The following is a 19780-nucleotide window of genomic DNA, read 5'->3' on the forward strand; positions in this document are numbered from 1 at the left end:
CCGAAAGTATGAGAAGGGAAGTTCAGCATAAAACTCTTCAGTTTAATATAACAGAAAAACACACGGAAATCTATCCGTTTGAAAAAGACGGATTGTCATTAAAATCCTCTTATAAAGCAGAAGATGTTAAAAACCCGGAACTCACACACACTTCTCCGGGAATCGAACCTTACCTGCGTGGTCCTTACTCCACGATGTATGTTCAGAAGCCGTGGACTATCCGCCAGTATGCGGGTTTTTCAACGGCCGAAGAATCCAATGCTTTTTACAGAAGGAATCTGGCGGCAGGCCAGAAAGGGCTTTCCGTAGCTTTTGACCTGGCGACACACCGTGGGTATGACTCCGATCATGCGAGAGTAGTCGGTGATGTCGGTAAAGCCGGCGTTGCCATCGATTCTGTGGAAGACATGAAGATTCTATTCAATGAAATTCCGTTAGACCAGATTTCGGTTTCCATGACGATGAATGGTGCGGTACTGCCAATTCTTTCTTTTTATATCGTGGCCGCAGAAGAGCAGGGCGTTTCTCAGGAATTGCTTTCGGGAACCATTCAGAATGATATTTTAAAGGAATTTATGGTGCGGAATACCTACATCTATCCGCCGGCGCCTTCCATGAAAATCATCGCCGATATTTTTGAATATACTTCTCAGAATATTCCGAAGTTCAACTCCATTTCAATTTCCGGTTATCACATGCAGGAAGCCGGGGCAACACCGGTTCTGGAAATGGCCTATACTTTGGCTGACGGACTGGAATATGTAAGAACGGGAATAAAAGCAGGAATGAACGTCGACGATTTTGCGCCAAGGCTTTCCTTTTTCTGGGCCATCGGGATGAATCATTTTATGGAGATTGCAAAAATGCGGGCAGCAAGATACATCTGGGCCAACCTGCTGAAGCAGTTTAATCCCCAGAATCCGAAATCTTTGGCGCTGAGAACACATTCCCAGACCTCTGGATGGTCTTTAACCGAGCAGGAGCCGTTCAACAATATTACAAGAACGGCTATTGAAGCATTGTCTTCCGCGTTAGGAGGAACCCAGTCGCTTCACACCAACGCATTGGATGAAGCCATTGCCCTTCCTACGGATTATTCGGCGAAAATTGCGAGAAATACCCAGATCATCCTCCAGCAGGAAAGCGGGATTTGTGATGTTGTAGATCCGATGGGCGGAAGCAACCTGGTAGAAAGCCTCACCCAGCAGATGATCGAAGAAGCCATGAAATACATCGATGAGGTAGAGCAGGAGGGCGGAATGACCAAAGCCATCGAAGCCGGAATCCCGAAAATGAGAATCGAAGAAGCGGCAGCCCGGAAACAGGCTAAAATCGATAGCGGCGAAGAATTCATCATCGGGGTAAATTCATTCCGGTCGGAACTGAAGCAGGATGCCATAGAAATTCTGGACATTGATAACACCGAAGTCCGCAGAAAACAAATTGAAAGACTTAACAAAATAAAAGAAGAAAGAAACACGGTCGCTGTTGACGAAATCCTGAACAAAATCAGGGAATCAGCAAAAACCGGGAAGGGAAATCTTCTCTCTTTGTGCATTGAAGCAGCCCGCAGAAGGGCAACCCTCGGAGAAATGAGCGATGCCATGGAAGAAAGTTTCGGAAGATACAAAGCCAACATCAGAACCATTTCAGGAGTATACGCCATGAATGCCGGAAAAAATGAATATTTTGAAAAAGCCCTGAATCTTACCCAGAAATTTGAGGAAGAGGAAGGCCGCCGGCCAAGGATAATGGTCGCCAAAATGGGACAGGATGGGCACGACAGAGGCGCAAAAGTAGTAGCCACCGCATTTGCCGATATGGGATTCGATGTGGATGTTGCACCCTTGTTCCAGACTCCGGAAGAAGTAGCCAGACAGGCAGTGGAAAACGATATTCATATTTTAGGGGTTTCATCCCTGGCAGCCGGCCACAAAACCCTGGTTCCCCAGGTGGTGGAAGAGCTGAAAAAACTGGGTGCCGATGATATCACGATTGTTGTGGGTGGCGTTATTCCCCAGCAGGATTATGAATTCCTGTATGCCAACGGAGCCGATTTCATCTTCGGGCCGGGAACCAATCTTCCGAAATGTGCGGTTGACATTCTCGAAAAGTTTTTGAATTAAATTAAAATTAAAAAGGGATAAATTGCACAGCTTTTGTATAAGTTAATAAAAATTTTCATTATGGCTTATACAGTAGTTTCAGTATTTCCGGTAACGGCAGACACCCAGGAAATCAAAAGACAGTTAAAAGAAAATGGCATCGACGAAGCAAATATTGTGGTGTCAAAATCAAACACGGAAAGTGGGGCAACGGCCGACGACTATCAGGAAGATGAACAAACCAAAGGTTTTTTCGAATATACCTTTGCCCATGATACGGAAATGATGGATGCTTACCGCAAACACAGTGTCGGAAAGCACAACATTGTGGTATATGCGGATAATATGGAACAGGCAACAGTGGCAAACTCTGTTTTAAACAGAAACGGTGCCCTGGAAGTGTATAGGAAGCCTTCCGAAAATAAAACCGATATTCCTGAAGGAATGACCGAAGAACAATACAACGGGATCATTGCCAAAGCAAAAAACAATCTCTATTTCCTGGGTTCGGAAAGAGTGTATCATTCCAATGTTATCAAAGGGATGGATGATCCTATGGATGATTTGGGATCCAAAGATTAAGAATCGTCAGATAAAAAATAAAATAAAAGGGCTGTTTCAAGTGAAACAGCCCTTCGCATTAATTATTATGGGGAAAAATTAGGGTAACAATACTTTGTCAATGCCATGGATAATCCCGTTGCTGCACTGTACATCAGTCAGAATAACATTCGATACTCTGTTGTTTTTATCTGTAATCTTAACACCTCCGGAAGTGGTAATCGTGAAAGTACTACCCTGTAAGGTTGTTAAGGTCATATTATTTGTCAGGTCCGTGGAGGCCTTATTAGATCCTGCCACAACGTGGTATTTCAGCGCACCTTCAAGAGTAGCTTGAGGAATAGAAGCAAGCGCAGATAAATTGAGTTGAGTAAGAAGAGAAGCAAAAGCATTATTGGTAGGGGCAAAAACCGTAAACGGAGCATTCGCAGATCCGCTTAAAATAGCTGTAAAATTCGGCATATCATTTCTTGTAAGTGCAGAAACCATGGTGCTGAATTGTGGATTTGCCATTACGTGCGTTGTGACTGTAGGAAGTGCGATCACGGCATCCACTTTATGGATTACCCCGTTGTTTGCATCAATGTCCGTCTGTACAACATTCGCCGTTCCGTTGATCTTTACACCGCCGCTGGTATTGATGAACATGGAAATATTTCTTGTTGTAGAAGCGGAACCCATTGCCATAGTAGAAACATAACCTGTTGCAATAGCCGATGCCTTCATTTCAGAACCTAAAACGTGGTTCATCAATAGTGTTTTCAAAGTAGCTGCAGGAACATCGTTTAAGCTTGCATAGCCGTTAGCCTGTAAAAACGTGGAAAATGCAGCGTTGGTCGGAGCAAATAAAGTGAAAGTACCGCTCTGGCTAAGGGTTGTCGATAGCCCTGCTTTATCGATCGCTGCCTTAAGGCTGGTAAGGTTACTGTCTGAAGCCACCAGCTCATAAGTCGTTCTGTCGGTCATCATGTTATCCGTACCATTGTCATCACAGGAGGTCATGCACATCATAACCACCCCGGAAAAAAGTAAAGGTTTAATCAAATTTCTCATAATTCTTATTGTTTAAGTGTAGAATCGGACGGACAAATACTGTACCTTTTTTTATTTTATAGTAAAAAATTATTTAAATTTTTGTGGCAGAGTTTTTTGGCCATTTCAAAAAATGTTTTAATTTTGTGGCTTAAATCAGTTTTAACCCTTTAAATAACGAAGCAAATGTTCAGTAAAGTACATATTTCTACAGCAGGATTGCCTTTTGCAAAGGCAGGGCTTCGGGGTTGGGTACATTCTTAGAATTACAGTATAATGAAATATAGCCACCCGGAGTCGTAAGATTCCGGGTTTTTTATTGCGCAATATTTCAAACCCGTTACAGGTATTCCCGGATTCTTTTTTTAACAACAGAGGAACATTTCAGACAGTTTTCAGGAGCTGTTTCCCGCTATCCGTTGCAATCTTTTTTTTCAAAAAAGGATTTCCACTGCTATCGGGGCTAGTGATAATGTTCCGTATTAAAATCTTATAGGCCGCATAAGCCGATAAGCTTAAGCAAATATCAGGTGATGTACAATTTGTTTGTATGTCATTTTAAGAGCAGAACATTCATGGAAAAAAATAACCTCCAGTTTTTCAGATTGAGAAATCTGAGAAGCAGAAAAAGAATCATAAAAAGAGATGTAGAGAAACAGATCAGGAAAAAATACAAACACAGCGATCGGTTATGGGAAATGAAACGGAACATTCCGTTGGTTCCCTTGGATAAACCTTATCAGAAGGGTTTTGTACGATTTTTCGTTGTAAGGGATGACGTAAAAAGATCCAAAGACGGCAGGTTTTTCGGAGAACTCCTGGAGAAGATCAATACGGAAATGTATTCCCCGAACCGGAAATTCCTGAAGAAAAAAAGGAGGCGCGGAAAGAGGATTTATGTCGCAAAAGAACAGCGCATTGCCAACATCTATCCCTGGGAATGGGACAGCCCGAAATTCGGACTTACTGAAAGAGAAAAGCAGTATTTCATTATGAAAGACAACTACTGCCCGATCAGGAAGTCTTGCAAAGTTTATTATGAATATACAGAACCATGGCGGTTTGTATTGAAGGTAAAACCGAACCTCATTACCCATTACAAACCGCTGCAATCGGATCTGGAAAAAGAAATCGATGAAACCGATTCTTTTTTAAACCGGCACAAAGTTCAGGCAATCATCCATAAAACCATTTACGGAAGACCTGATCCGTGGAAAAACAGGTATAAACGCGATCGCAGGAAAAGCCTGAAAGCCTTTCACTACATCATTTCTGCAACAGCAGTTGCAGACCGGCTGGAGGACGGAGACCTCCTCAAAATTTAAAAATAAAACAATGGGAAATTTAAAACTAAAAGGAAAAGATATATTAAAACTGGGATATCCGAACAACCAGAGCGTCAACATTGCCCTGGAAGTCATGAAAAGGAATTTTGCAACCAAAAACATCCATCATGTAAAATCTCTTTTAAAGGAAATCCTCATCAGTCCGGAACATTTTGAGAAAGACCTCACTTTCGGACAGATTGCGGAAGCCTTGCTTTCCTCCAAAAAAACGGAAAAAAGGATGCTCAATACCCAGCGGGCGGCGTTTCAGGTCTTTGGAAACAACATTTCGGATGAAGCGAAGAACCAGCTGTATACCGCACTGAAGCTACCGGTTTCCATACAGGGCGCGCTGATGCCCGATGCACACAGCGGGTATGGGCTTCCGATCGGCGGCGTGCTGGCGGTAGAAAATGCAGTGATCCCGTACGGCGTCGGGATGGACATCGGATGCCGGATGAGCCTCAGCATTCTCGATACCCCGGTTTCATACCTGGACGGTGCCAGAGACAAATACGAAAAGGCACTGGCCGAGCATACCAAATTCGGCATGTACGAAACCCACAAATCGCACATCGACTACGAGATCTTCGACCGGGATACTTTCGATATGATTCCGCTGCTGAGAAGGCTCAAAGGTAAAGCCATCCGGCAGATGGGAAGCTCCGGCGGCGGAAACCATTTCGTCGAATTCGGTGAAGTGGAAATCACGGAGGAAGATCCGCAGATTGGTCTCCCGAAAGGTAAATATCTGGGAATCCTCTCTCACAGCGGCTCGCGTGGGCTCGGTGCGGAAATCGCCCAGTATTATTCCAGGATAGCTGTGGAACAGTGCCCGCTGCCGAAAGAAGCGCAGCAGTTTGCCTGGCTGGACCTTAGCACCCATCTCGGGCTGGAATACTGGACGGCGATGAATCTGGCGGGAGACTATGCCTCCGCCTGTCATGACGATATCCACCGCAGGCTGGTAAAAGCTGTAGGCGGAAGGGTAAAGGCAAGAATTGAAAACCATCACAATTTTGCCTGGAAGGAAATTCATGACGGCAGGGAAGTGATCGTCCACCGGAAAGGAGCTACTCCCGCCAATGAAAATGAACTGGGCATGATTCCCGGATCGATGACCGCCAAAGGCTTCATCGTTCGTGGAAAAGGAAACCCAGAGTCCCTGAATTCGGCGTCGCACGGCGCCGGAAGAGCATACTCCAGAGGGGAATGCCGGAGCCTTTTTACCCAGAACGACATCAAAAAAGAATTGAAACTCAAAAAGGTCACGCTCATGGGCGGCAACGCGGAAGAAGCACCGATGGCCTATAAGGACATCAACGAAGTGATGAGCGCGCAAAGCGAACTGGTGGATATCCTGGGGACCTTTCAGCCGAGAATGGTAAGGATGGATAAGTAGAAGGCTGATTCAACATCTTCAAACCTCATAGGTTTTTAAAACCTATGAGGTTTACTTAAACAAAAATAAAAAATGGGAGCACCACACAACATAAAAAGATACGGTGAAGTCTGGCCGGAATTCAGAATCCGGCACGGACTCGATATTTTAGAAAAATTAAAACAAAAAGTCATTATTTCAGGAGGCTGGGCGTGGCATTTTATGTCTGAAGCCGGGCATAAGGAATACAAACACGCGCATGACCATAAGGATATTGATGTATTCGTGAAAAAAGAACATGTAGCAGAAGTTGTAATGATCCTTCAGAAGGAAGGTTTCCGGAAAGTCTGGACCAGATACGATCATCTGCCGAGCCAAGAGAACTTCCGACGCTATGAGAAAACAGTAGAAATGGAGAATGGAAAATTCCACAGGATCACAATCGATTTTTTTGAGAGAAATGATCTGGAAACAATAGCCGTCAATGGATTTACCGTGGTCAAACCGGAGACGCTTCTTTCATTTTACAGAAATATCCATTCCAGTGACAAATGCTGGGCGGTGATTGCCGCAAAAGATCTGCTGGAAAAAGGAATTGATCCGGTCGGCCACCCGAAATTAAGTGAAATACCGAAATAATATGGAAAAACTCATCCAAATAACCGCAGGAAGAGGGCCTTTGGAATGCCAATGGGTCGTTGCCAAAGTGCTGAAAATTTTCCTGGAAGAAATAAAAGATAACAATATCCCATACGAAATCATCCATCGCGAAAACGGGGATGAAAACCTGACCCTGAAATCCGTCACTCTTCTTTTGAAATCAAAAGGCCTGGAGTGTTTTTTAGAGTCGTGGCTGGGAAGCATTTGCTGGACAGGTAAAAGTACCTTCCGGAAACTGCACAAACGCAGCAACTGGTTTATCGGGATCTTTGAGCTGGAAGGTCTGGAGAAAGCCAGTTTTCAGGAAAAAGAGATCCGGTTCCAAACGGTAAGAAGCCAGGGGAGCGGCGGCCAGAATGTGAATAAAGTAAACACGGCGGTCCGCGCCACCCATATCCCGACCGGACAAAGTATTTTCGTACAGGATTCCCGCTCTCAGCTGGAAAATAAAAAACTTTCCGTAGAAAGGCTGAAAGCAAAAGTCCTGGAGCAGAATATTATTCAGCTTCAGAAAAGAATGCAGGAAACCTGGAATAACCATCTGAATGTACAACGCGGGAACCCGGTAAGAACCTTCTCCGGGACCGATTTTAAAAAAAATTATCAGGAAAAGTCTTTCAGCAAACAAAGGTATCACCTGAAAAACGAACTTAAAAATTACAGAAATGACCTTAACTAAAAGTAAATATTATTTTGAAGCACTGGACCATTATCCGTACAATCTGCCGGAATGTATGGAAGCTTTAAACTATGCACTCTCTTATGATCCTGAAGATGCCGATGCCCTGTGCCTGATGGGAAGGATTTACAGCGAGATGCTCAGCGACTACGAACAAGCGAAACTTTATTTTGAAGAAGCCATGCAGTATGATGTAACCAACGTCAATACCCCTCAGTACTATATTATCTGCCTGCTGAATAACGAAGATCTGTACGAAGCAGAAAAGCTGATCAATTATTCACTGAAAATAAAAGGGATTGATGAGGCTACGCTTTGGCTGTACCGGTCAATGCTTTCCGAAAAAAGAGGAAGCCTGGTCAATGCCCTGAAATTCTTGAAGGAAGCAGAAAAATACTGTTTTACCGAATGCAGCCTGAACAGTATCAAAGCCCGGAGGAAATTTATTAAATCCAAACTACCTGAAAAGAGCAAAACTAAAAAGAAAAAGGAAACGAAATAAGTCTCTTTTTCAGACATTTATATATGAAATCATAAGTGAATAAAACAGCTTGGGTGAAAGTGAATTATGAATTATGAATTAGCTTTGCATATTCATTTTCGTATTCCCGTTATCCGTTGACATAAATTTCCTTGACGGAAATACAATAAAAATAGGCTTTGAAGAAAGCCTATTTTTTATTTACGGAAATCAGATAATCATAAACCATCTGATGCTGTTCGTCAGTTAATTTTGCTTTGGGTGCCATTCTGCTCAGGGTATTGATCCATCCCTGGTCGTCATGTTTTGCAGGATCAGGCAACTTGTGGCATCGGTTGCATGAGTTTTCAAAAATGCTTTTTCCTTGTGCCAGCTGTTCGGATGAAGTGTACTTCGGTCCGGTTACCGCCACGCTTTTCGGTCCGCACGATACTGCTGTGAGTGCAGAAACTGCGGCCATTCCAAAAATCAGTTTTTTCATAATGATATTTTTTAAGTGAATTATTTTTTCACAGACACAATATAATCGTATACCCACTGATGCTGTTCATCGGTAAGCTTTGCTTTCGGAGCCATCCAGTTCATAATGCCGACCCATTGTACGGCTGTATGGGAAGTGGGATCCGGCAGTTTATGACATCTTCCACATGAATTTTCGAAGATGCTTTTTCCTTGTGCGATCTGTTCTGCCGTAGATTTGGAAGCTACCGGTGTAGTTGCCGTAGAAGCTTTAGGAGTACACGATGCCAGTAAAAGCGCGGTGAATGAAGCTACAGCAATGATTTTTTTCATGTCTAAACAATTTTGATTGAAACAAATGTAGCAAATTCCCTCTGCCATTGATGTAGAGAGGCTTAATTTAGAAGAAATACAAATTAGAAAGGGAAAGGAAGGGTGGATGGTGAATTTTGCTTTGCAAGTCAATTTTGCTCCGCAAGTGAATTTAAAGCTGTAGAAATTGACCGATGACCAATAGAAATTCACAATTCACAAAGTATAAATGGTGAATTTCTCGCTGTGGTTGAATTTTGCTTCGCAGGAGAATTTACAGTCATGGAAAAAATTGACCATTGACTCGAAGAAATTCACAATTGACAAAAAACGTTCCTTGTGGATTGTCGTTAATGGTGTATTTCAATGCCTTGAAAACAGAAATTCAAAGATGAAACAAATTGTTTCTTGACCGTTCACACTTTAATCCTTATTTTTGAAACAATGAAATTTTCTACAGAAGAGCTGATCGAAGGAATACGGTCGGGCAACAAACGCCTGATCGGGAAAGCCATTACCTTGGTGGAAAGTAAGAAATCCGAACACCGGTTGCAGGCAGAAGAACTGTTGAAACGGATTATGCCTTATACCGGAAATTCCGTGAGGGTAGGTGTGACGGGTGTTCCGGGTGCGGGAAAATCAACGTTTATAGAAAATTTCGGGAGGCTGGCAATCGCCAATGGAAAGAAAGTCGCGGTTCTTGCAATTGATCCAAGTTCAGCCATCAACAAAGGCAGTATCCTGGGCGATAAAACCCGGATGGAAGAGCTTGCAAAAGAAGAAAATGCCTTTATCCGGCCTTCCCCAAGCTCAGGATTTCTGGGAGGTGTGGCGAATACGACTTTTGAAACGATGATGATCTGCGAAGCGGCAGGTTACGATTATATTTTAATTGAAACCGTTGGGGTGGGACAGTCTGAAGTGCTGGTAGCCGATATTACCGATGTTTTTTTGTTTTTAAAAATTATCGGTGGTGGCGACGAACTTCAGGGCATCAAACGCGGCATTATGGAAATGGTGGACGTGATCTTCATCAATAAAGTAGATGCCGAAAATCTACGGAAAGCAAAAAATACAAGGCTTGAACTGAAACGTGCCCTGGATTTTATTCCGCCAAAAGAAAAAGACTGGAAAGTTTCGGTATTATTGGGATCGGCGTTGAGTAATGAGGGCCTTGATGGTGTTTTTGAAAAGATTAATGATTTTATCAGCCTTAAAAAGAAAACTTCCCGATTTGAGGAAGTTCGGATCCATCAGGCAGAAAAGCGGTTTGAGTACTGGGTGCAGGAATATCTTCTGTCAATGATGAAGAAGAACAATTCCATAGAAGAAGCTTACATTCAGCATAAAAAAAATGCTTCGGCCATGGTTTCAAATCCCAGTACCGAAGCAAAAATATTTGTTGAAAAATTCTTATCTGAAAATTGATTATTCAGGTTGAGGTTTCTCCTTAGGTTCCTCATTTTTAGTGATGTATCCGTCATAGGAAATTGGCTGGCGGTCGTTGCTTCTGATGGAAGTAAATGCTCTGCCGTTTTTAAATACCTCAATCGTAATCTCGTCCACGGTACTCTGATCATTAACCTTAATTTTTACAATAGTCTTTCCCTTTCTCCCTGCAGACTGGCTTACTGTAAAATCTTTTGTCGTAAACCGGTAACCGGCCTCACGGGTGTTTCCATAGGTAGGGTTAAAAACCCGCCCGAAGTAAGGAAGGGCCACATCCAGTTTGTCTTTTCTTACATCGATGGAATAATTGCTCCCCGAAAGATCCAGAATTCGGGTAGAGGTGGTATTGGGAAGAGAATTCATTACGTTGATCACGTCATAATTGGTAGGAGTCGCCCTTTCCGCACGGAAAGAAAAATTTCCGGAATTCACAAGGGCGGCCACGGCCTGAGAATCCCCTTTTCCTGCTTGTGCCGAACAGCCTTGGAAAAGCATCAGGAAACTTAAGATGCATATAATTGAAATATACCTTTTCATAATTTAAAATAATTAATTAGCACCTCTAAAATAGCAAAATGTATGCAAATATACAGATCGGAAATTATTTTGGAATAAAAATTGTAAAGGTTGAACTAATACACTCGAAATTATGAAAATAAAACACATTTTTGGAATTGGAGCTATGGCTCTGTCGGTAGCAGCATGTACAACGAACCCTATTACTGGAAGATCTTCTTTACAGCTGGCCAATAATTCGGAAATTGCAACAATGGCGGCTCAGGAATACAGGACTACTTTAGGGAAATCTAAAGTGATTAAAGGAACGGCAGACGCAAAAAGAGTGGTGAGCGTTGGCTCAAGAATAAAGTCTGCTGCCGAAAGATATTATCAGCAGATCGGCCGTTCTGCAGATCTTGCCAATTACAACTGGGAATTCAATCTTATTCAGAGCAATGAACTGAATGCATGGTGTATGCCGGGCGGTAAAGTCGCTGTTTATACCGGGATTTTACCGATCACAAAAAATGATAGCGGATTGGCTGTTGTAATGGGTCATGAAGTATCCCATGCTCTGGCAGGACACGGAAATGAAAGGATTTCTCAGGCTATGGTTGCGCAGTATGGAGGGCAGATCCTTGGAGGGTCCATTTCTAACGCACAGTGGGCGAGTGTTTTCCAGCAGGTATATCCTATCGGTTCTCAGGTAGCATTATTGAAATACGGAAGGAACCAGGAATCTGAAGCGGATGAAATGGGATTATACTTAATGTCAATGGCTGGATATGATCCAAGAGAAGCCATTCCTTTCTGGAGTAGAATGGAGGCTGCATCCAACGGCGCAAGGCAACCGGAATTTCTGTCAACGCACCCGAATCCGCAGACCCGAATTGCAGATATCAATAAAGATCTTCCTAAAGCACTTGAATATTACAGGGCTGCAGGCGGAAAAATATAATTTATTAATTTAAAAACAAAGGCCTTATTGAAATTGTACAATATTTAATGAGGCTTTTTAATTCCAAATCAAACACAACACTATGAAAAATTTAACCATTATAGGCCTTGTGCTTTTAGCTGTTTCTATCCTTCTATTTTACCTTACGGCAAATAATTTTACTATTAACGATTTAGGAATGCCTCATATTATGGGAATCCTGGGAGGAATCGGTATTGGCCTTATTATAGGTGGAATGGTAGGCTATGTAAGTAAAGGAAGCGCTATAAAAGCCGAACAGAAGAGAAAAGAATATCTTCAGTTACAGAAAGAGAAAGAAGAGCTGGAGAAGCAGGCAGCAGAAATTGCAAGACGTGAAGCTGAACTCCGGCAACAGAAAACGTACCAAAATCAAAATCCTCAAATCTAATGATCTGAGGATTTTTTATAAGTTTATTTTAGCTGATTAAAATTTATATCCGACACCTACCATAAAGAGGTTAGGCCTGTTGTCATATCGGATTTCCGTACCTGAAACTTTGTTGATGAAGTCTCTGGAGTCTTTGCTGAATGCCCCTTCGTATTTTGCATTTACCAGAAATTTTTTAATTTCAAGCTGTGCCCCAAACTGGTAGCCTACGGTAAAATTGTTTTTTGCGTTTTCCTGAAAGTCGTTGTACGTATCTTCTTTGGCTAAATTATAACTTGCCACCGGCCCAATATAAACACCTAGCAGATCGCCCAACACTTTATGACCCACTAAAACCGGAAGATCAATGCGGCTGCTTTTAACATCGAAGGTCGTATTTTCCGTAGTGAATTCATTCTTAAAATTTGTATAGTACAATTCAGGCATCAGGAAAAATGATGCAGGAAGATTGGCCTTAAGAGATAATCCTATGTTAAAGCCCACATTGTTTATACCTTCACCCTGAATGGCTTGGTTTACCGTTCCTTTGATGCTCTGCCATGAGGGAGATGCCGTCGGGAAAATAAGGTTAGCTTTTGCAGCCAGGGAAACCTGGGCGGAAGCGAAGGCTGAAAATCCTATTAATGCTATACTAATTGCCTTTTTCATTGTCGTCTATTTTTGTGATGGTATTATCCATAGTCTTATTATTTTCAAGCATATATTCTCTAAGCTGCTTAAACAGCTCCGAAGAATAAACGAAATCGATCAGGTTTTTATTGCCTGCTGTGATCAGGACGTCTTTATTTCCTTCCCATTCTTTAAGACCTAATCTGAGGTAAACGATCTTTTCACCAATGGTCATTACCGAGTTCATATCATGGGTATTGATAATGGTGGTGGTATTATATTCCTGGGTGATCTCAAGGAGCAGGTCGTCAATTACGTTGGAGGTGTACGGGTCCAGCCCGGAGTTGGGCTCGTCACAGAAAAGGTATTTTGGGTTGTTTACAATAGCCCTGGCAATTGCCACCCGTTTCTGCATCCCTCCGGAAATCTCCGAGGGGAATTTTTTATTGGCTTTGTCTAGATGTACCCTTCCGATCACTTCGAAAACCCGTCTTTTCTTTTCCCTGAATGTCAGGTTCGTAAACATATCCAGCGGGAACATAATATTTTCCTCTACGGTAAGCGAATCAAATAAGGCACTTCCCTGGAATACCGTTCCGATTTCAGACCGGAGGTGCTGTTTCTCTTCACGGCTCATAACGTTAATATCTTTACCATCGAACAGGATTTCCCCCGAAGTCGGCTGGTATACATTCAATAAGCTTTTCAGGAAAACCGTTTTTCCGGATCCGCTCTGCCCGATGATTAAATTTACCTTTCCTTTATCGAAAGTGGTGGAAATTCCTTTCAATACTTCCACATTATCAAAACTTTTTTTAAGATCTTTTACCTCAATCATCAGCTTAAAATTAGTTGGGTTAATAACAATTCCGAAAGGATAATGAAAACCATCGTCCAAACTACCGCCTGCGTACTGGCTCTACCTACTTCCAGGGAACCCCCTTTTACATTATATCCGAAATAGGAAGGAACAGTTGCGATAATAAAGGCAAAAGCAATCGTTTTCGTAAAGGCATAATAAATAAAAAGATTTGGCATATACATCTGGATACCGGTGATATAATCATTAGTGGTCCAGTTTCCTGTTAAAATTCCGGCAATATAACCACCTCCGATCCCGAATACAATACTGATGGCGATAAGCAAAGGATTAAAGATGACACAGGCAATGATTTTTGGGAAAATAAGGAAGTTGGGAGAATTTACCCCCATGATGTCCAACGCATCAATCTGTTCGGAAACCCTCATCGTACCGATGCTGGATGCGATATAGGAACCTACTTTTCCTGCCAGGATAAGGCTGATGATGGTAGGGGAGAATTCCAGTACCAGAACGGCCTTCGTAGCATATCCTACGAACGATGGCGGGATAGGGAATGAAGAAGCATCAAAATTGTTAAACATCTGGATGGCGACAACCGCTCCTACGAATATAGACGTAAAGATCACCAATCCGAACGAGTTGACTCCCAAATCATTGATTTCTCGCATGAACAGCTTCCAAAATACCTTCATTTTCTGAGGTTTCTGGATGGATTTGCCTAGAAGAAGGATGTATTCTCCGATAGCTGTAAAAAACTTTTTTAACATTCTGCTAAATTAGACTTTTTTTATTGAATTAATTAAAGCCAAAGATAAGACCCGGGCTTTGCTTTATTATTAAAATGTAGTATATCATAATGTAGACCAAAAAAGCTATTTTGCATTTTTATCTCCGGTTACTACCAACAAAATGGTTTTCAGGATGATTACAACATCCAGTACAAAGCTCCAGTTTCTTACATAAAATGCATCGGCCAGTACCCGTTTGTTCATTTCCATTTTCATATCCCCCGCATCGCCGCGTAGTCCGTTCACCTGCGCCAGTCCTGTAATTCCCGGGCTTACCATGCTCCTTAGGCTATAGCGTCCGATTTTGGGCTTATAATAATCATCCACCACGAGCATATGCGGGCGGGGACCTACCACCGACATTTCACCTTTCAGGACGTTCAGAAACTGCGGCATTTCGTCAAGGCTTGTCTTTCTTAAAATTTTTCCGATGCGGGTAATCCGGGAATCGTTTTCCGAAGTAGTCTTTACAGACGATTCGTCATTCATTACCATGGTGCGGAATTTAATGCAGCGGAATACCTCTTCATGAAAGCCATATCTTTCCTGAATGAAAAAGACCGGGCCTTTTGAACATGCCCTGATGAGAATGGCAATAACCGGGAACAGCCACGAACAGATTCCCACCAGCACGATTACGGAAAACACAATATCAAATGTTCTTTTCAGCAGAAAATTAGAATACTGATCCAACGGGTATTTTGCCTGATTCAGAACCGGTTGGGTCTGAATGTATCCCATGTCATATAAGAAGAAATTATTCTGGGTAATACTGGGAATCAGGGAAATGTGCACTTTGTTGGATTCTGCCAACCTGAATATCTCTTTTTCCTGATGTTCGTCGTAATTGTTTTCTACAGGAATAAATAAGGTATGGATTCCGTTGCTCTTCCAGAATTCTACCAGTTGATCAGGTTGTATTTCTCTTTTCTGATATTCAAAAATCTTGTATCCGTAATCTTTTCTTTCTTTCAGTATATTTTTTAATACTTCCGTCGAACTGTTTTCATTCAGGAACATAACGTTCCGGTGGTTGATTCCTAAGCTCCGGATGTATTTAATCCCGAAATAGATCATGGATTTAGCCAGACAAACAAAGAAAAACAGATAAAATGAGAGCCAGTAAATGTCGGAATTGAAAAATACATTATAACTGACTTTTCCAAGCAGCAACAGTCCTAAGATAAACAATAAGAAATGGGCAAGCAGCCGCTCCAGAAATAGGGTGTAGGTAAGATTCCTCGGAATATTATAGATCTTTGTTCTGCCGCTGAGCAGCATCCAGAACAAAAACAGTAAAGCGAGGGAAAATAAATTCTGGTACCAGGTTTCCTGATTATACTTTAAGTTCTGATTTCTGCTGAGAAAAAAGAATATGAAAATAGATGCAATAACCAGAAGGTCAAGCAAAACGATGATCGATTTCAGGTATCTGGAATATCGGATTCTCTGCATCTATCAGTATTTCGGATACAACAGGGGCTAATTTACATATTTTTTACGGGATATTCAGATATTTATGGGTCTGAACGGATGCCCTCCATTCCGGATGTTCCAGAATAAAATCCGTAATCTTCGGATACATTTCATCTCTTTTGCTCCATTCGCTCTGAAGGTACAGCGTACAGTTTTCCGACACTTTAGCGGCCTGCTCCTGGGCAAATTTAAAATCGTTGTTGTTGAAAACAATCACTTTAAGCTCATGGGCTTCTGCATAGATTTCCTCTTTCGGAAGTCCCGTTTTTTTAGGGGACAGCGTAATCCAGTCGATCTGTCCGCTCATCGGATAAGCTCCGGAAGTTTCAATATGAATGGTACAGCCCAATGCTTTTAACCGAGAGGTTAGAATATCAAGATTCCACATTAAAGGCTCGCCGCCTGTTAGAACGATAGTCTTGCAGTGTCTGGCCGCCGTTTCAGCAATTTCTTCCGCATTCATCAGCGGATGCAGGGTCGGATCCCAGCTCTCTTTTACATCACACCAATGGCACCCGACATCGCAGCCGCCCAATCTAATAAAATAGGCTGCTTTTCCGGTGTGCGCTCCTTCTCCCTGAAGAGTGTAAAAATGCTCCATCACCGGGAGCATTTTACCTTCTTTTAATAAAATATCTTCTTCTATTTTCATTTTAAATTTAGTCGTTATAGACCGAAGTTTTGTATGCAATGATGGTATTTTTCATCAGCATTGCTCTTGTCATGGGCCCGACTCCTCCCGGTACCGGCGTGATCCAGCTTGCTTTTGCGGCGCAGCTGTCGAAGTCTACGTCACCGGCCAGGTAATAACCCTTTGGAGAGTCGTTGTCCACTCTTGTGATACCTACATCTACGATTACCGCTCCTTCTTTAATCATATCCCCTTTCAGGAAATGAGGATCGCCCAGGGCAGTAATCACAATGTCTGCTTTCTTCGTATATTTTTCGATGTCTTTTGTATACGAATGTGTCAAAGTAACGGTAGAGTTCCCGGGGAAATCTTTTCTTCCCATGAGGATGCTCATCGGTCTTCCTACGATTTTGCTTCTCCCGATAATGACGCAGTCTTTTCCTTTTGTTTCAATATTGTATCTTTCCAGCAATGTTAAAATCCCAAATGGTGTTGCAGGCAGGAAAGTATCCATTTCCAATGCCATTCTTCCGAAATTTTCCGGGTGGAAACCGTCTACATCTTTTCTAGGATCGATGGCGTTGATGATTTTTTCCTGATCGATCTGGTCCGGCAAAGGCAGCTGAACGATAAATCCGTCCACTGCTTTCGATTTATTCAGTTCGTCGATTTTTTCCAATAGTTCGGATTCGGAAACCGTGCTTGGAAATTTTATAAGGCTCGACTGGAACCCTACTTCCTCACAGTCTTTCACTTTGGAATTTACATAGGCCTTGCTGGCACCATTGTTCCCGACCAGAATGGCTACCAAATGCGGGGCTCTTCTCTTTCCGGCAACGATTTTTTCAACCTCAGCCTTAATTTCCTGTTTTATTTCTTTGGATGTTTTTAATCCGTCAAGAATTTCTGCCATTTTTACTTTTATTTACTTTATTTATTAGATTTTAAGGATATTTTTCCGGATTCTGATGGGTGCAGAAAACGGAAATAATGTAAATCATTTTTTCTTCTTCGCTTACTTCGTAGAAAATGATATAAGGAAATTTCTTTACAGGGAAAGCCCTTACAGATTTAAATCTTTTCTGAAAATAAGAATTGATAATAATTCTTTTAATAGAAAAGTCCAACTCTTTATTAAAGTTTTTCAGAACCTTTACTGAAATATGGGCATAATAATCTGTTGCTTCTTCGATGTTTTTCTCAGCAAAAGATGAAAACCTGAAATCAAAGTCCATATTTTTCTCTGATTCTTTTTAATGATTCCTTTCCATCTACATATTGAGATCTGTCCTGTTTCAAGGCCGTTTCAATTGCTTCGATCATTTCATCCGTCAATTCAAAATCATCCTCTTGCTTTTCAAAACGGATCTTCATTTTTTTCAAAAGATTTTCCATAAAAGTTTCTTCTTCTTTGTCTTTAAGATGTATTGTTATGGTACTCATTTGTTTTATTTTAATCAAAATTAATGAAAATCCGCACTACTTATTTATTTGCTTTATAATAATTGATCAGTCCGTTGGTTGAAGTGTCATGAGAAGTAACTGTCTCACTGCTTTCAAGTTCCGGCAGGATTTTATTGGCTAAAACCTTTCCTAATTCTACCCCGAACTGGTCGAAACTGAAAATGTTCCAGATTACCCCCTGAACGAAAATCTTATGCTCATACAATGCAATCAGCTGTCCTAGTGAAAAAGGAGTTAATTCATTGAATAAAAAGGAGTTGGTAGGCGTGTTTCCGTGGAAGACTTTATAATTAAGCAGGAATTCGATCTCCTCATCGGATTTTCCTGAAGCTTTTAATTCTGCTTCCACTTCTTCCTCGGTTTTTCCAAAGGCAAGCGCTTCGGTTTGAGCAAAGAAATTAGCCAGCAATTTATCCTGGTGGTCGGAAACTTTATTCGGGCTCTTGGCATAGGCAATAAAATCGGCAGGAATCAATTCTGTTCCCTGGTGGATCAGCTGATAGAAAGCATGCTGTCCGTTGGTACCCGGTTCTCCCCAAATGATCGGTCCGGTTTCGTAATCTACAAATTCACCGTTGCGGTCTACACATTTACCGTTGCTTTCCATATCTCCTTGCTGGAAATAAGCCGGGAAACGGTCTAAATACTGAGAGTAGGGAAGAATAGCATGGGTAGTTGCTGCGTAAAAATTACGGTACCAGATTCCGATCAGTCCCATTAATACAGGAATATTCTCTGAAAAATCTGCCGTCTGGAAATGCTGGTCGGTATCATAGGCCCCTCTTAACAGCTGCTCGAAATTTTCATAACCTACTGAAAGAACGATGCTTAAACCGATCGCGCTCCACAATGAGTATCTTCCGCCAACCCAGTCCCAGAATTCAAAGATGTTTTCCTCTGCGATTCCGAAATCCTTCACCGCCTGTACGTTTGTTGATAAAGCCACAAAATGTTTTGCCACATCTTCCTGAGTTCCGGCTTTTAAAAACCAGTCTCTTGCCGAATGGGCGTTGGTCATCGTTTCCTGGGTCGTAAAGGTTTTGGAAGCGATGATAAACAAAGTAGTTTCAGGATTTAAATTTTTTACGGTTTCCGCCATGTGATTTCCGTCCACATTGGAAACAAAATGAACGTTTAATCTTGTTTTAAAATGTTTTAAAGCCGAAACAACCATCACCGGACCTAAGTCCGAACCTCCGATCCCGATGTTCACAACATCCGTAATTTCTTTTCCGCTGAAACCTTTATGGGATCCTGATATAATGCTTTCAGAAAAAGATTTCATGTGATCCAAAACCCTTTTGATCTGAGGTTTTATGTTTTCCCCGTCTACCAGAATTTTCTTATCGGAAAAATCCCTCAATGCCGTATGAAGCACCGCTCTTCCTTCCGTTTCATTGATCTTGTCACCCGAAAACATTTTGGAAATAGCTTCCTTAAGCTCACATTCTTCCGCAAGGTTCAGCAGGAGGTTTTTTGTTTTTGAATCCATCAGGTTTTTAGAATAATCAAACAAAAAGTTGTTTCTTTTGATTGAAAATTCGTTAAAACGATTGGGGTTATATTCAAAAAGGCTTCTCAGTTCGAAGTCGTTATTAGCAAACTGTTCATCAAGCGCTTTCCAGCTGTTCGTGTGCGTAGGGTTTATTTTCGATAGCATATCTTTAGAAATTAAGGTGT

The 19780-nt window shown here is 41.9% G+C and carries 23 protein-coding genes; 10 read left to right on the forward strand and 13 right to left on the reverse strand.

Annotation, left to right across the window (positions count from 1 at the left end):
- The first annotated feature begins 8 nt into the window (after positions 1–8).
- Positions 9–2126: a methylmalonyl-CoA mutase gene (gene scpA, locus ACED20_RS08580; RefSeq protein WP_294264959.1), complete on the forward strand. Its 2118-nt coding sequence runs from the start codon at positions 9–11 to the stop codon at positions 2124–2126.
- A gap of 60 nt (positions 2127–2186) precedes the next feature.
- Positions 2187–2687, forward strand: coding sequence for a hypothetical protein (locus tag ACED20_RS08585; protein ID WP_294234388.1), 501 nt, complete (start codon positions 2187–2189; stop codon positions 2685–2687).
- Positions 2688–2765: 78 nt separating this feature from the next.
- Here ACED20_RS08585 and ACED20_RS08590 read toward each other — a convergent pair whose 3' ends face one another.
- Complete coding sequence (locus ACED20_RS08590) at positions 2766–3719, reverse strand: fasciclin domain-containing protein (RefSeq protein WP_294220751.1); 954 nt, start codon at positions 3717–3719, stop codon at positions 2766–2768.
- A gap of 554 nt (positions 3720–4273) precedes the next feature.
- On the opposite strand from ACED20_RS08590, the gene ACED20_RS08595 reads away from it, so the two are divergent.
- The 5 genes from ACED20_RS08595 to ACED20_RS08615 all read left to right on the forward strand — a co-directional run bounded on the left by ACED20_RS08595 (position 4274) and on the right by ACED20_RS08615 (position 8245).
- Complete coding sequence (locus tag ACED20_RS08595) at positions 4274–5023, forward strand: hypothetical protein (protein WP_294234382.1); 750 nt, start codon at positions 4274–4276, stop codon at positions 5021–5023.
- A gap of 10 nt (positions 5024–5033) precedes the next feature.
- A complete protein-coding gene (locus ACED20_RS08600) occupies positions 5034–6425 on the forward strand; it encodes an RtcB family protein (protein WP_378104188.1) in 1392 nt (463 codons plus the stop codon).
- Between the two features lie 72 nt (positions 6426–6497).
- Positions 6498–7043 carry a nucleotidyltransferase domain-containing protein gene (locus tag ACED20_RS08605; protein WP_294314627.1) on the forward strand — a complete coding sequence of 182 codons (546 nt, stop codon included), beginning with the start codon at positions 6498–6500 and terminating at the stop codon, positions 7041–7043.
- A gap of 1 nt (position 7044) precedes the next feature.
- A complete protein-coding gene (gene prfH / locus ACED20_RS08610) occupies positions 7045–7743 on the forward strand; it encodes a peptide chain release factor H (RefSeq protein WP_294220768.1) in 699 nt (232 codons plus the stop codon).
- The gene (locus ACED20_RS08615; protein WP_294307629.1) at positions 7730–8245 is read left to right on the forward strand and encodes a hypothetical protein; all 516 of its coding nucleotides are present in this window, start codon (positions 7730–7732) and stop codon (positions 8243–8245) included. Before prfH ends, ACED20_RS08615 begins: the two co-directional genes overlap by 14 nt.
- Before the next feature lie 169 nt (positions 8246–8414).
- Here ACED20_RS08615 and ACED20_RS08620 read toward each other — a convergent pair whose 3' ends face one another.
- Positions 8415–8705 carry a cytochrome C gene (locus ACED20_RS08620; protein ID WP_294220774.1) on the reverse strand — a complete coding sequence of 97 codons (291 nt, stop codon included), beginning with the start codon at positions 8703–8705 and terminating at the stop codon, positions 8415–8417.
- Positions 8706–8725: 20 nt separating this feature from the next.
- The gene (locus tag ACED20_RS08625; RefSeq protein WP_294203412.1) at positions 8726–9016 is read right to left on the reverse strand and encodes a cytochrome C; all 291 of its coding nucleotides are present in this window, start codon (positions 9014–9016) and stop codon (positions 8726–8728) included.
- 423 nt (positions 9017–9439) lie between these two features.
- Here ACED20_RS08625 and meaB point away from each other — a divergent pair, with 423 nt between their 5' ends.
- Positions 9440–10423, forward strand: a complete 984-nt coding sequence (gene meaB, locus ACED20_RS08630; protein WP_378104190.1) for a methylmalonyl Co-A mutase-associated GTPase MeaB — start codon at positions 9440–9442, stop codon at positions 10421–10423.
- Here the strand turns inward: meaB and ACED20_RS08635 are convergent, their stop codons facing one another.
- Positions 10424–10981, reverse strand: a complete 558-nt coding sequence (locus ACED20_RS08635) for a DUF4251 domain-containing protein (protein WP_294292362.1) — start codon at positions 10979–10981, stop codon at positions 10424–10426.
- Between the two features lie 112 nt (positions 10982–11093).
- Between ACED20_RS08635 and ACED20_RS08640 the strand changes: the two genes are divergently transcribed.
- Together ACED20_RS08640 and ACED20_RS08645 are read left to right on the forward strand one after the other, a co-directional pair.
- Positions 11094–11900, forward strand: a complete 807-nt coding sequence (locus ACED20_RS08640; protein ID WP_294203415.1) for a M48 family metallopeptidase — start codon at positions 11094–11096, stop codon at positions 11898–11900.
- Positions 11901–11982: 82 nt separating this feature from the next.
- Complete coding sequence (locus tag ACED20_RS08645) at positions 11983–12309, forward strand: hypothetical protein (RefSeq protein ID WP_294203416.1); 327 nt, start codon at positions 11983–11985, stop codon at positions 12307–12309.
- A gap of 36 nt (positions 12310–12345) precedes the next feature.
- Here ACED20_RS08645 and ACED20_RS08650 read toward each other — a convergent pair whose 3' ends face one another.
- The 9 genes from ACED20_RS08650 to pgi all read right to left on the reverse strand — a co-directional run bounded on the left by ACED20_RS08650 (position 12346) and on the right by pgi (position 19760).
- On the reverse strand, positions 12346–12957 hold the full coding sequence (locus tag ACED20_RS08650; RefSeq protein ID WP_378104192.1) for an outer membrane beta-barrel protein: 612 nt from the start codon (positions 12955–12957) through the stop codon (positions 12346–12348).
- Positions 12941–13756: an ABC transporter ATP-binding protein gene (locus ACED20_RS08655; RefSeq protein WP_294203418.1), complete on the reverse strand. Its 816-nt coding sequence runs from the start codon at positions 13754–13756 to the stop codon at positions 12941–12943. The genes ACED20_RS08650 and ACED20_RS08655 overlap by 17 nt, the downstream gene beginning before the upstream one ends.
- The gene (locus tag ACED20_RS08660; RefSeq protein ID WP_294203419.1) at positions 13756–14508 is read right to left on the reverse strand and encodes an ABC transporter permease; all 753 of its coding nucleotides are present in this window, start codon (positions 14506–14508) and stop codon (positions 13756–13758) included. The genes ACED20_RS08655 and ACED20_RS08660 overlap by 1 nt, the downstream gene beginning before the upstream one ends.
- 105 nt (positions 14509–14613) lie before the next feature.
- Positions 14614–15984, reverse strand: a complete 1371-nt coding sequence (locus ACED20_RS08665) for an exopolysaccharide biosynthesis polyprenyl glycosylphosphotransferase (protein WP_378104194.1) — start codon at positions 15982–15984, stop codon at positions 14614–14616.
- Between the two features lie 43 nt (positions 15985–16027).
- A complete protein-coding gene (locus ACED20_RS08670; RefSeq protein ID WP_294220791.1) occupies positions 16028–16657 on the reverse strand; it encodes a 7-carboxy-7-deazaguanine synthase QueE in 630 nt (209 codons plus the stop codon).
- Positions 16658–16664: 7 nt separating this feature from the next.
- Entirely contained in the window at positions 16665–17549 is an 885-nt protein-coding gene (locus ACED20_RS08675; protein ID WP_378104195.1) for a bifunctional 5,10-methylenetetrahydrofolate dehydrogenase/5,10-methenyltetrahydrofolate cyclohydrolase, read from the reverse strand.
- A gap of 31 nt (positions 17550–17580) precedes the next feature.
- Positions 17581–17871, reverse strand: a complete 291-nt coding sequence (locus ACED20_RS08680) for a type II toxin-antitoxin system RelE/ParE family toxin (RefSeq protein WP_378104196.1) — start codon at positions 17869–17871, stop codon at positions 17581–17583.
- Positions 17861–18079: a DUF2683 family protein gene (locus tag ACED20_RS08685; RefSeq protein WP_378104197.1), complete on the reverse strand. Its 219-nt coding sequence runs from the start codon at positions 18077–18079 to the stop codon at positions 17861–17863. Before ACED20_RS08685 ends, ACED20_RS08680 begins: the two co-directional genes overlap by 11 nt.
- 40 nt (positions 18080–18119) lie before the next feature.
- Positions 18120–19760: a glucose-6-phosphate isomerase gene (gene pgi / locus ACED20_RS08690; RefSeq protein WP_378104198.1), complete on the reverse strand. Its 1641-nt coding sequence runs from the start codon at positions 19758–19760 to the stop codon at positions 18120–18122.
- Positions 19761–19780: the final 20 nt, after the last annotated feature.

It is taken from the genome of Chryseobacterium sp. sg2396, from assembly GCF_042610505.1.
Taxonomy (GTDB): Bacteria; Bacteroidota; Bacteroidia; order Flavobacteriales; family Weeksellaceae; genus Chryseobacterium.

What these genes read in the sequence shown, in the direction of transcription:
- ACED20_RS08620 (WP_294220774.1), bottom strand. Translation starts at nt 8,705, where the DNA reads ATGAAAAAACTGATTTTTGGAATGGCCGCAGTTTCTGCACTCACAGCA.
- ACED20_RS08650 (WP_378104192.1), bottom strand. Translation starts at nt 12,957, where the DNA reads ATGAAAAAGGCAATTAGTATAGCATTAATAGGATTTTCAGCCTTCGCT.
- prfH (WP_294220768.1), top strand. Translation starts at nt 7,045, where the DNA reads ATGGAAAAACTCATCCAAATAACCGCAGGAAGAGGGCCTTTGGAATGC.
- ACED20_RS08645 (WP_294203416.1), top strand. Translation starts at nt 11,983, where the DNA reads ATGAAAAATTTAACCATTATAGGCCTTGTGCTTTTAGCTGTTTCTATC.
- ACED20_RS08625 (WP_294203412.1), bottom strand. Translation starts at nt 9,016, where the DNA reads ATGAAAAAAATCATTGCTGTAGCTTCATTCACCGCGCTTTTACTGGCA.
- ACED20_RS08635 (WP_294292362.1), bottom strand. Translation starts at nt 10,981, where the DNA reads ATGAAAAGGTATATTTCAATTATATGCATCTTAAGTTTCCTGATGCTT.
- ACED20_RS08675 (WP_378104195.1), bottom strand. Translation starts at nt 17,549, where the DNA reads ATGGCAGAAATTCTTGACGGATTAAAAACATCCAAAGAAATAAAACAG.
- scpA (WP_294264959.1), top strand. Translation starts at nt 9, where the DNA reads ATGAGAAGGGAAGTTCAGCATAAAACTCTTCAGTTTAATATAACAGAA.
- ACED20_RS08665 (WP_378104194.1), bottom strand. Translation starts at nt 15,984, where the DNA reads ATGCAGAGAATCCGATATTCCAGATACCTGAAATCGATCATCGTTTTG.
- meaB (WP_378104190.1), top strand. Translation starts at nt 9,440, where the DNA reads ATGAAATTTTCTACAGAAGAGCTGATCGAAGGAATACGGTCGGGCAAC.
- ACED20_RS08680 (WP_378104196.1), bottom strand. Translation starts at nt 17,871, where the DNA reads ATGGACTTTGATTTCAGGTTTTCATCTTTTGCTGAGAAAAACATCGAA.
- pgi (WP_378104198.1), bottom strand. Translation starts at nt 19,760, where the DNA reads ATGCTATCGAAAATAAACCCTACGCACACGAACAGCTGGAAAGCGCTT.
- ACED20_RS08605 (WP_294314627.1), top strand. Translation starts at nt 6,498, where the DNA reads ATGGGAGCACCACACAACATAAAAAGATACGGTGAAGTCTGGCCGGAA.
- ACED20_RS08615 (WP_294307629.1), top strand. Translation starts at nt 7,730, where the DNA reads ATGACCTTAACTAAAAGTAAATATTATTTTGAAGCACTGGACCATTAT.
- ACED20_RS08595 (WP_294234382.1), top strand. Translation starts at nt 4,274, where the DNA reads ATGGAAAAAAATAACCTCCAGTTTTTCAGATTGAGAAATCTGAGAAGC.
- ACED20_RS08590 (WP_294220751.1), bottom strand. Translation starts at nt 3,719, where the DNA reads ATGAGAAATTTGATTAAACCTTTACTTTTTTCCGGGGTGGTTATGATG.
- ACED20_RS08660 (WP_294203419.1), bottom strand. Translation starts at nt 14,508, where the DNA reads ATGTTAAAAAAGTTTTTTACAGCTATCGGAGAATACATCCTTCTTCTA.
- ACED20_RS08685 (WP_378104197.1), bottom strand. Translation starts at nt 18,079, where the DNA reads ATGAGTACCATAACAATACATCTTAAAGACAAAGAAGAAGAAACTTTT.
- ACED20_RS08655 (WP_294203418.1), bottom strand. Translation starts at nt 13,756, where the DNA reads ATGATTGAGGTAAAAGATCTTAAAAAAAGTTTTGATAATGTGGAAGTA.
- ACED20_RS08585 (WP_294234388.1), top strand. Translation starts at nt 2,187, where the DNA reads ATGGCTTATACAGTAGTTTCAGTATTTCCGGTAACGGCAGACACCCAG.
- ACED20_RS08600 (WP_378104188.1), top strand. Translation starts at nt 5,034, where the DNA reads ATGGGAAATTTAAAACTAAAAGGAAAAGATATATTAAAACTGGGATAT.
- ACED20_RS08640 (WP_294203415.1), top strand. Translation starts at nt 11,094, where the DNA reads ATGAAAATAAAACACATTTTTGGAATTGGAGCTATGGCTCTGTCGGTA.
- ACED20_RS08670 (WP_294220791.1), bottom strand. Translation starts at nt 16,657, where the DNA reads ATGAAAATAGAAGAAGATATTTTATTAAAAGAAGGTAAAATGCTCCCG.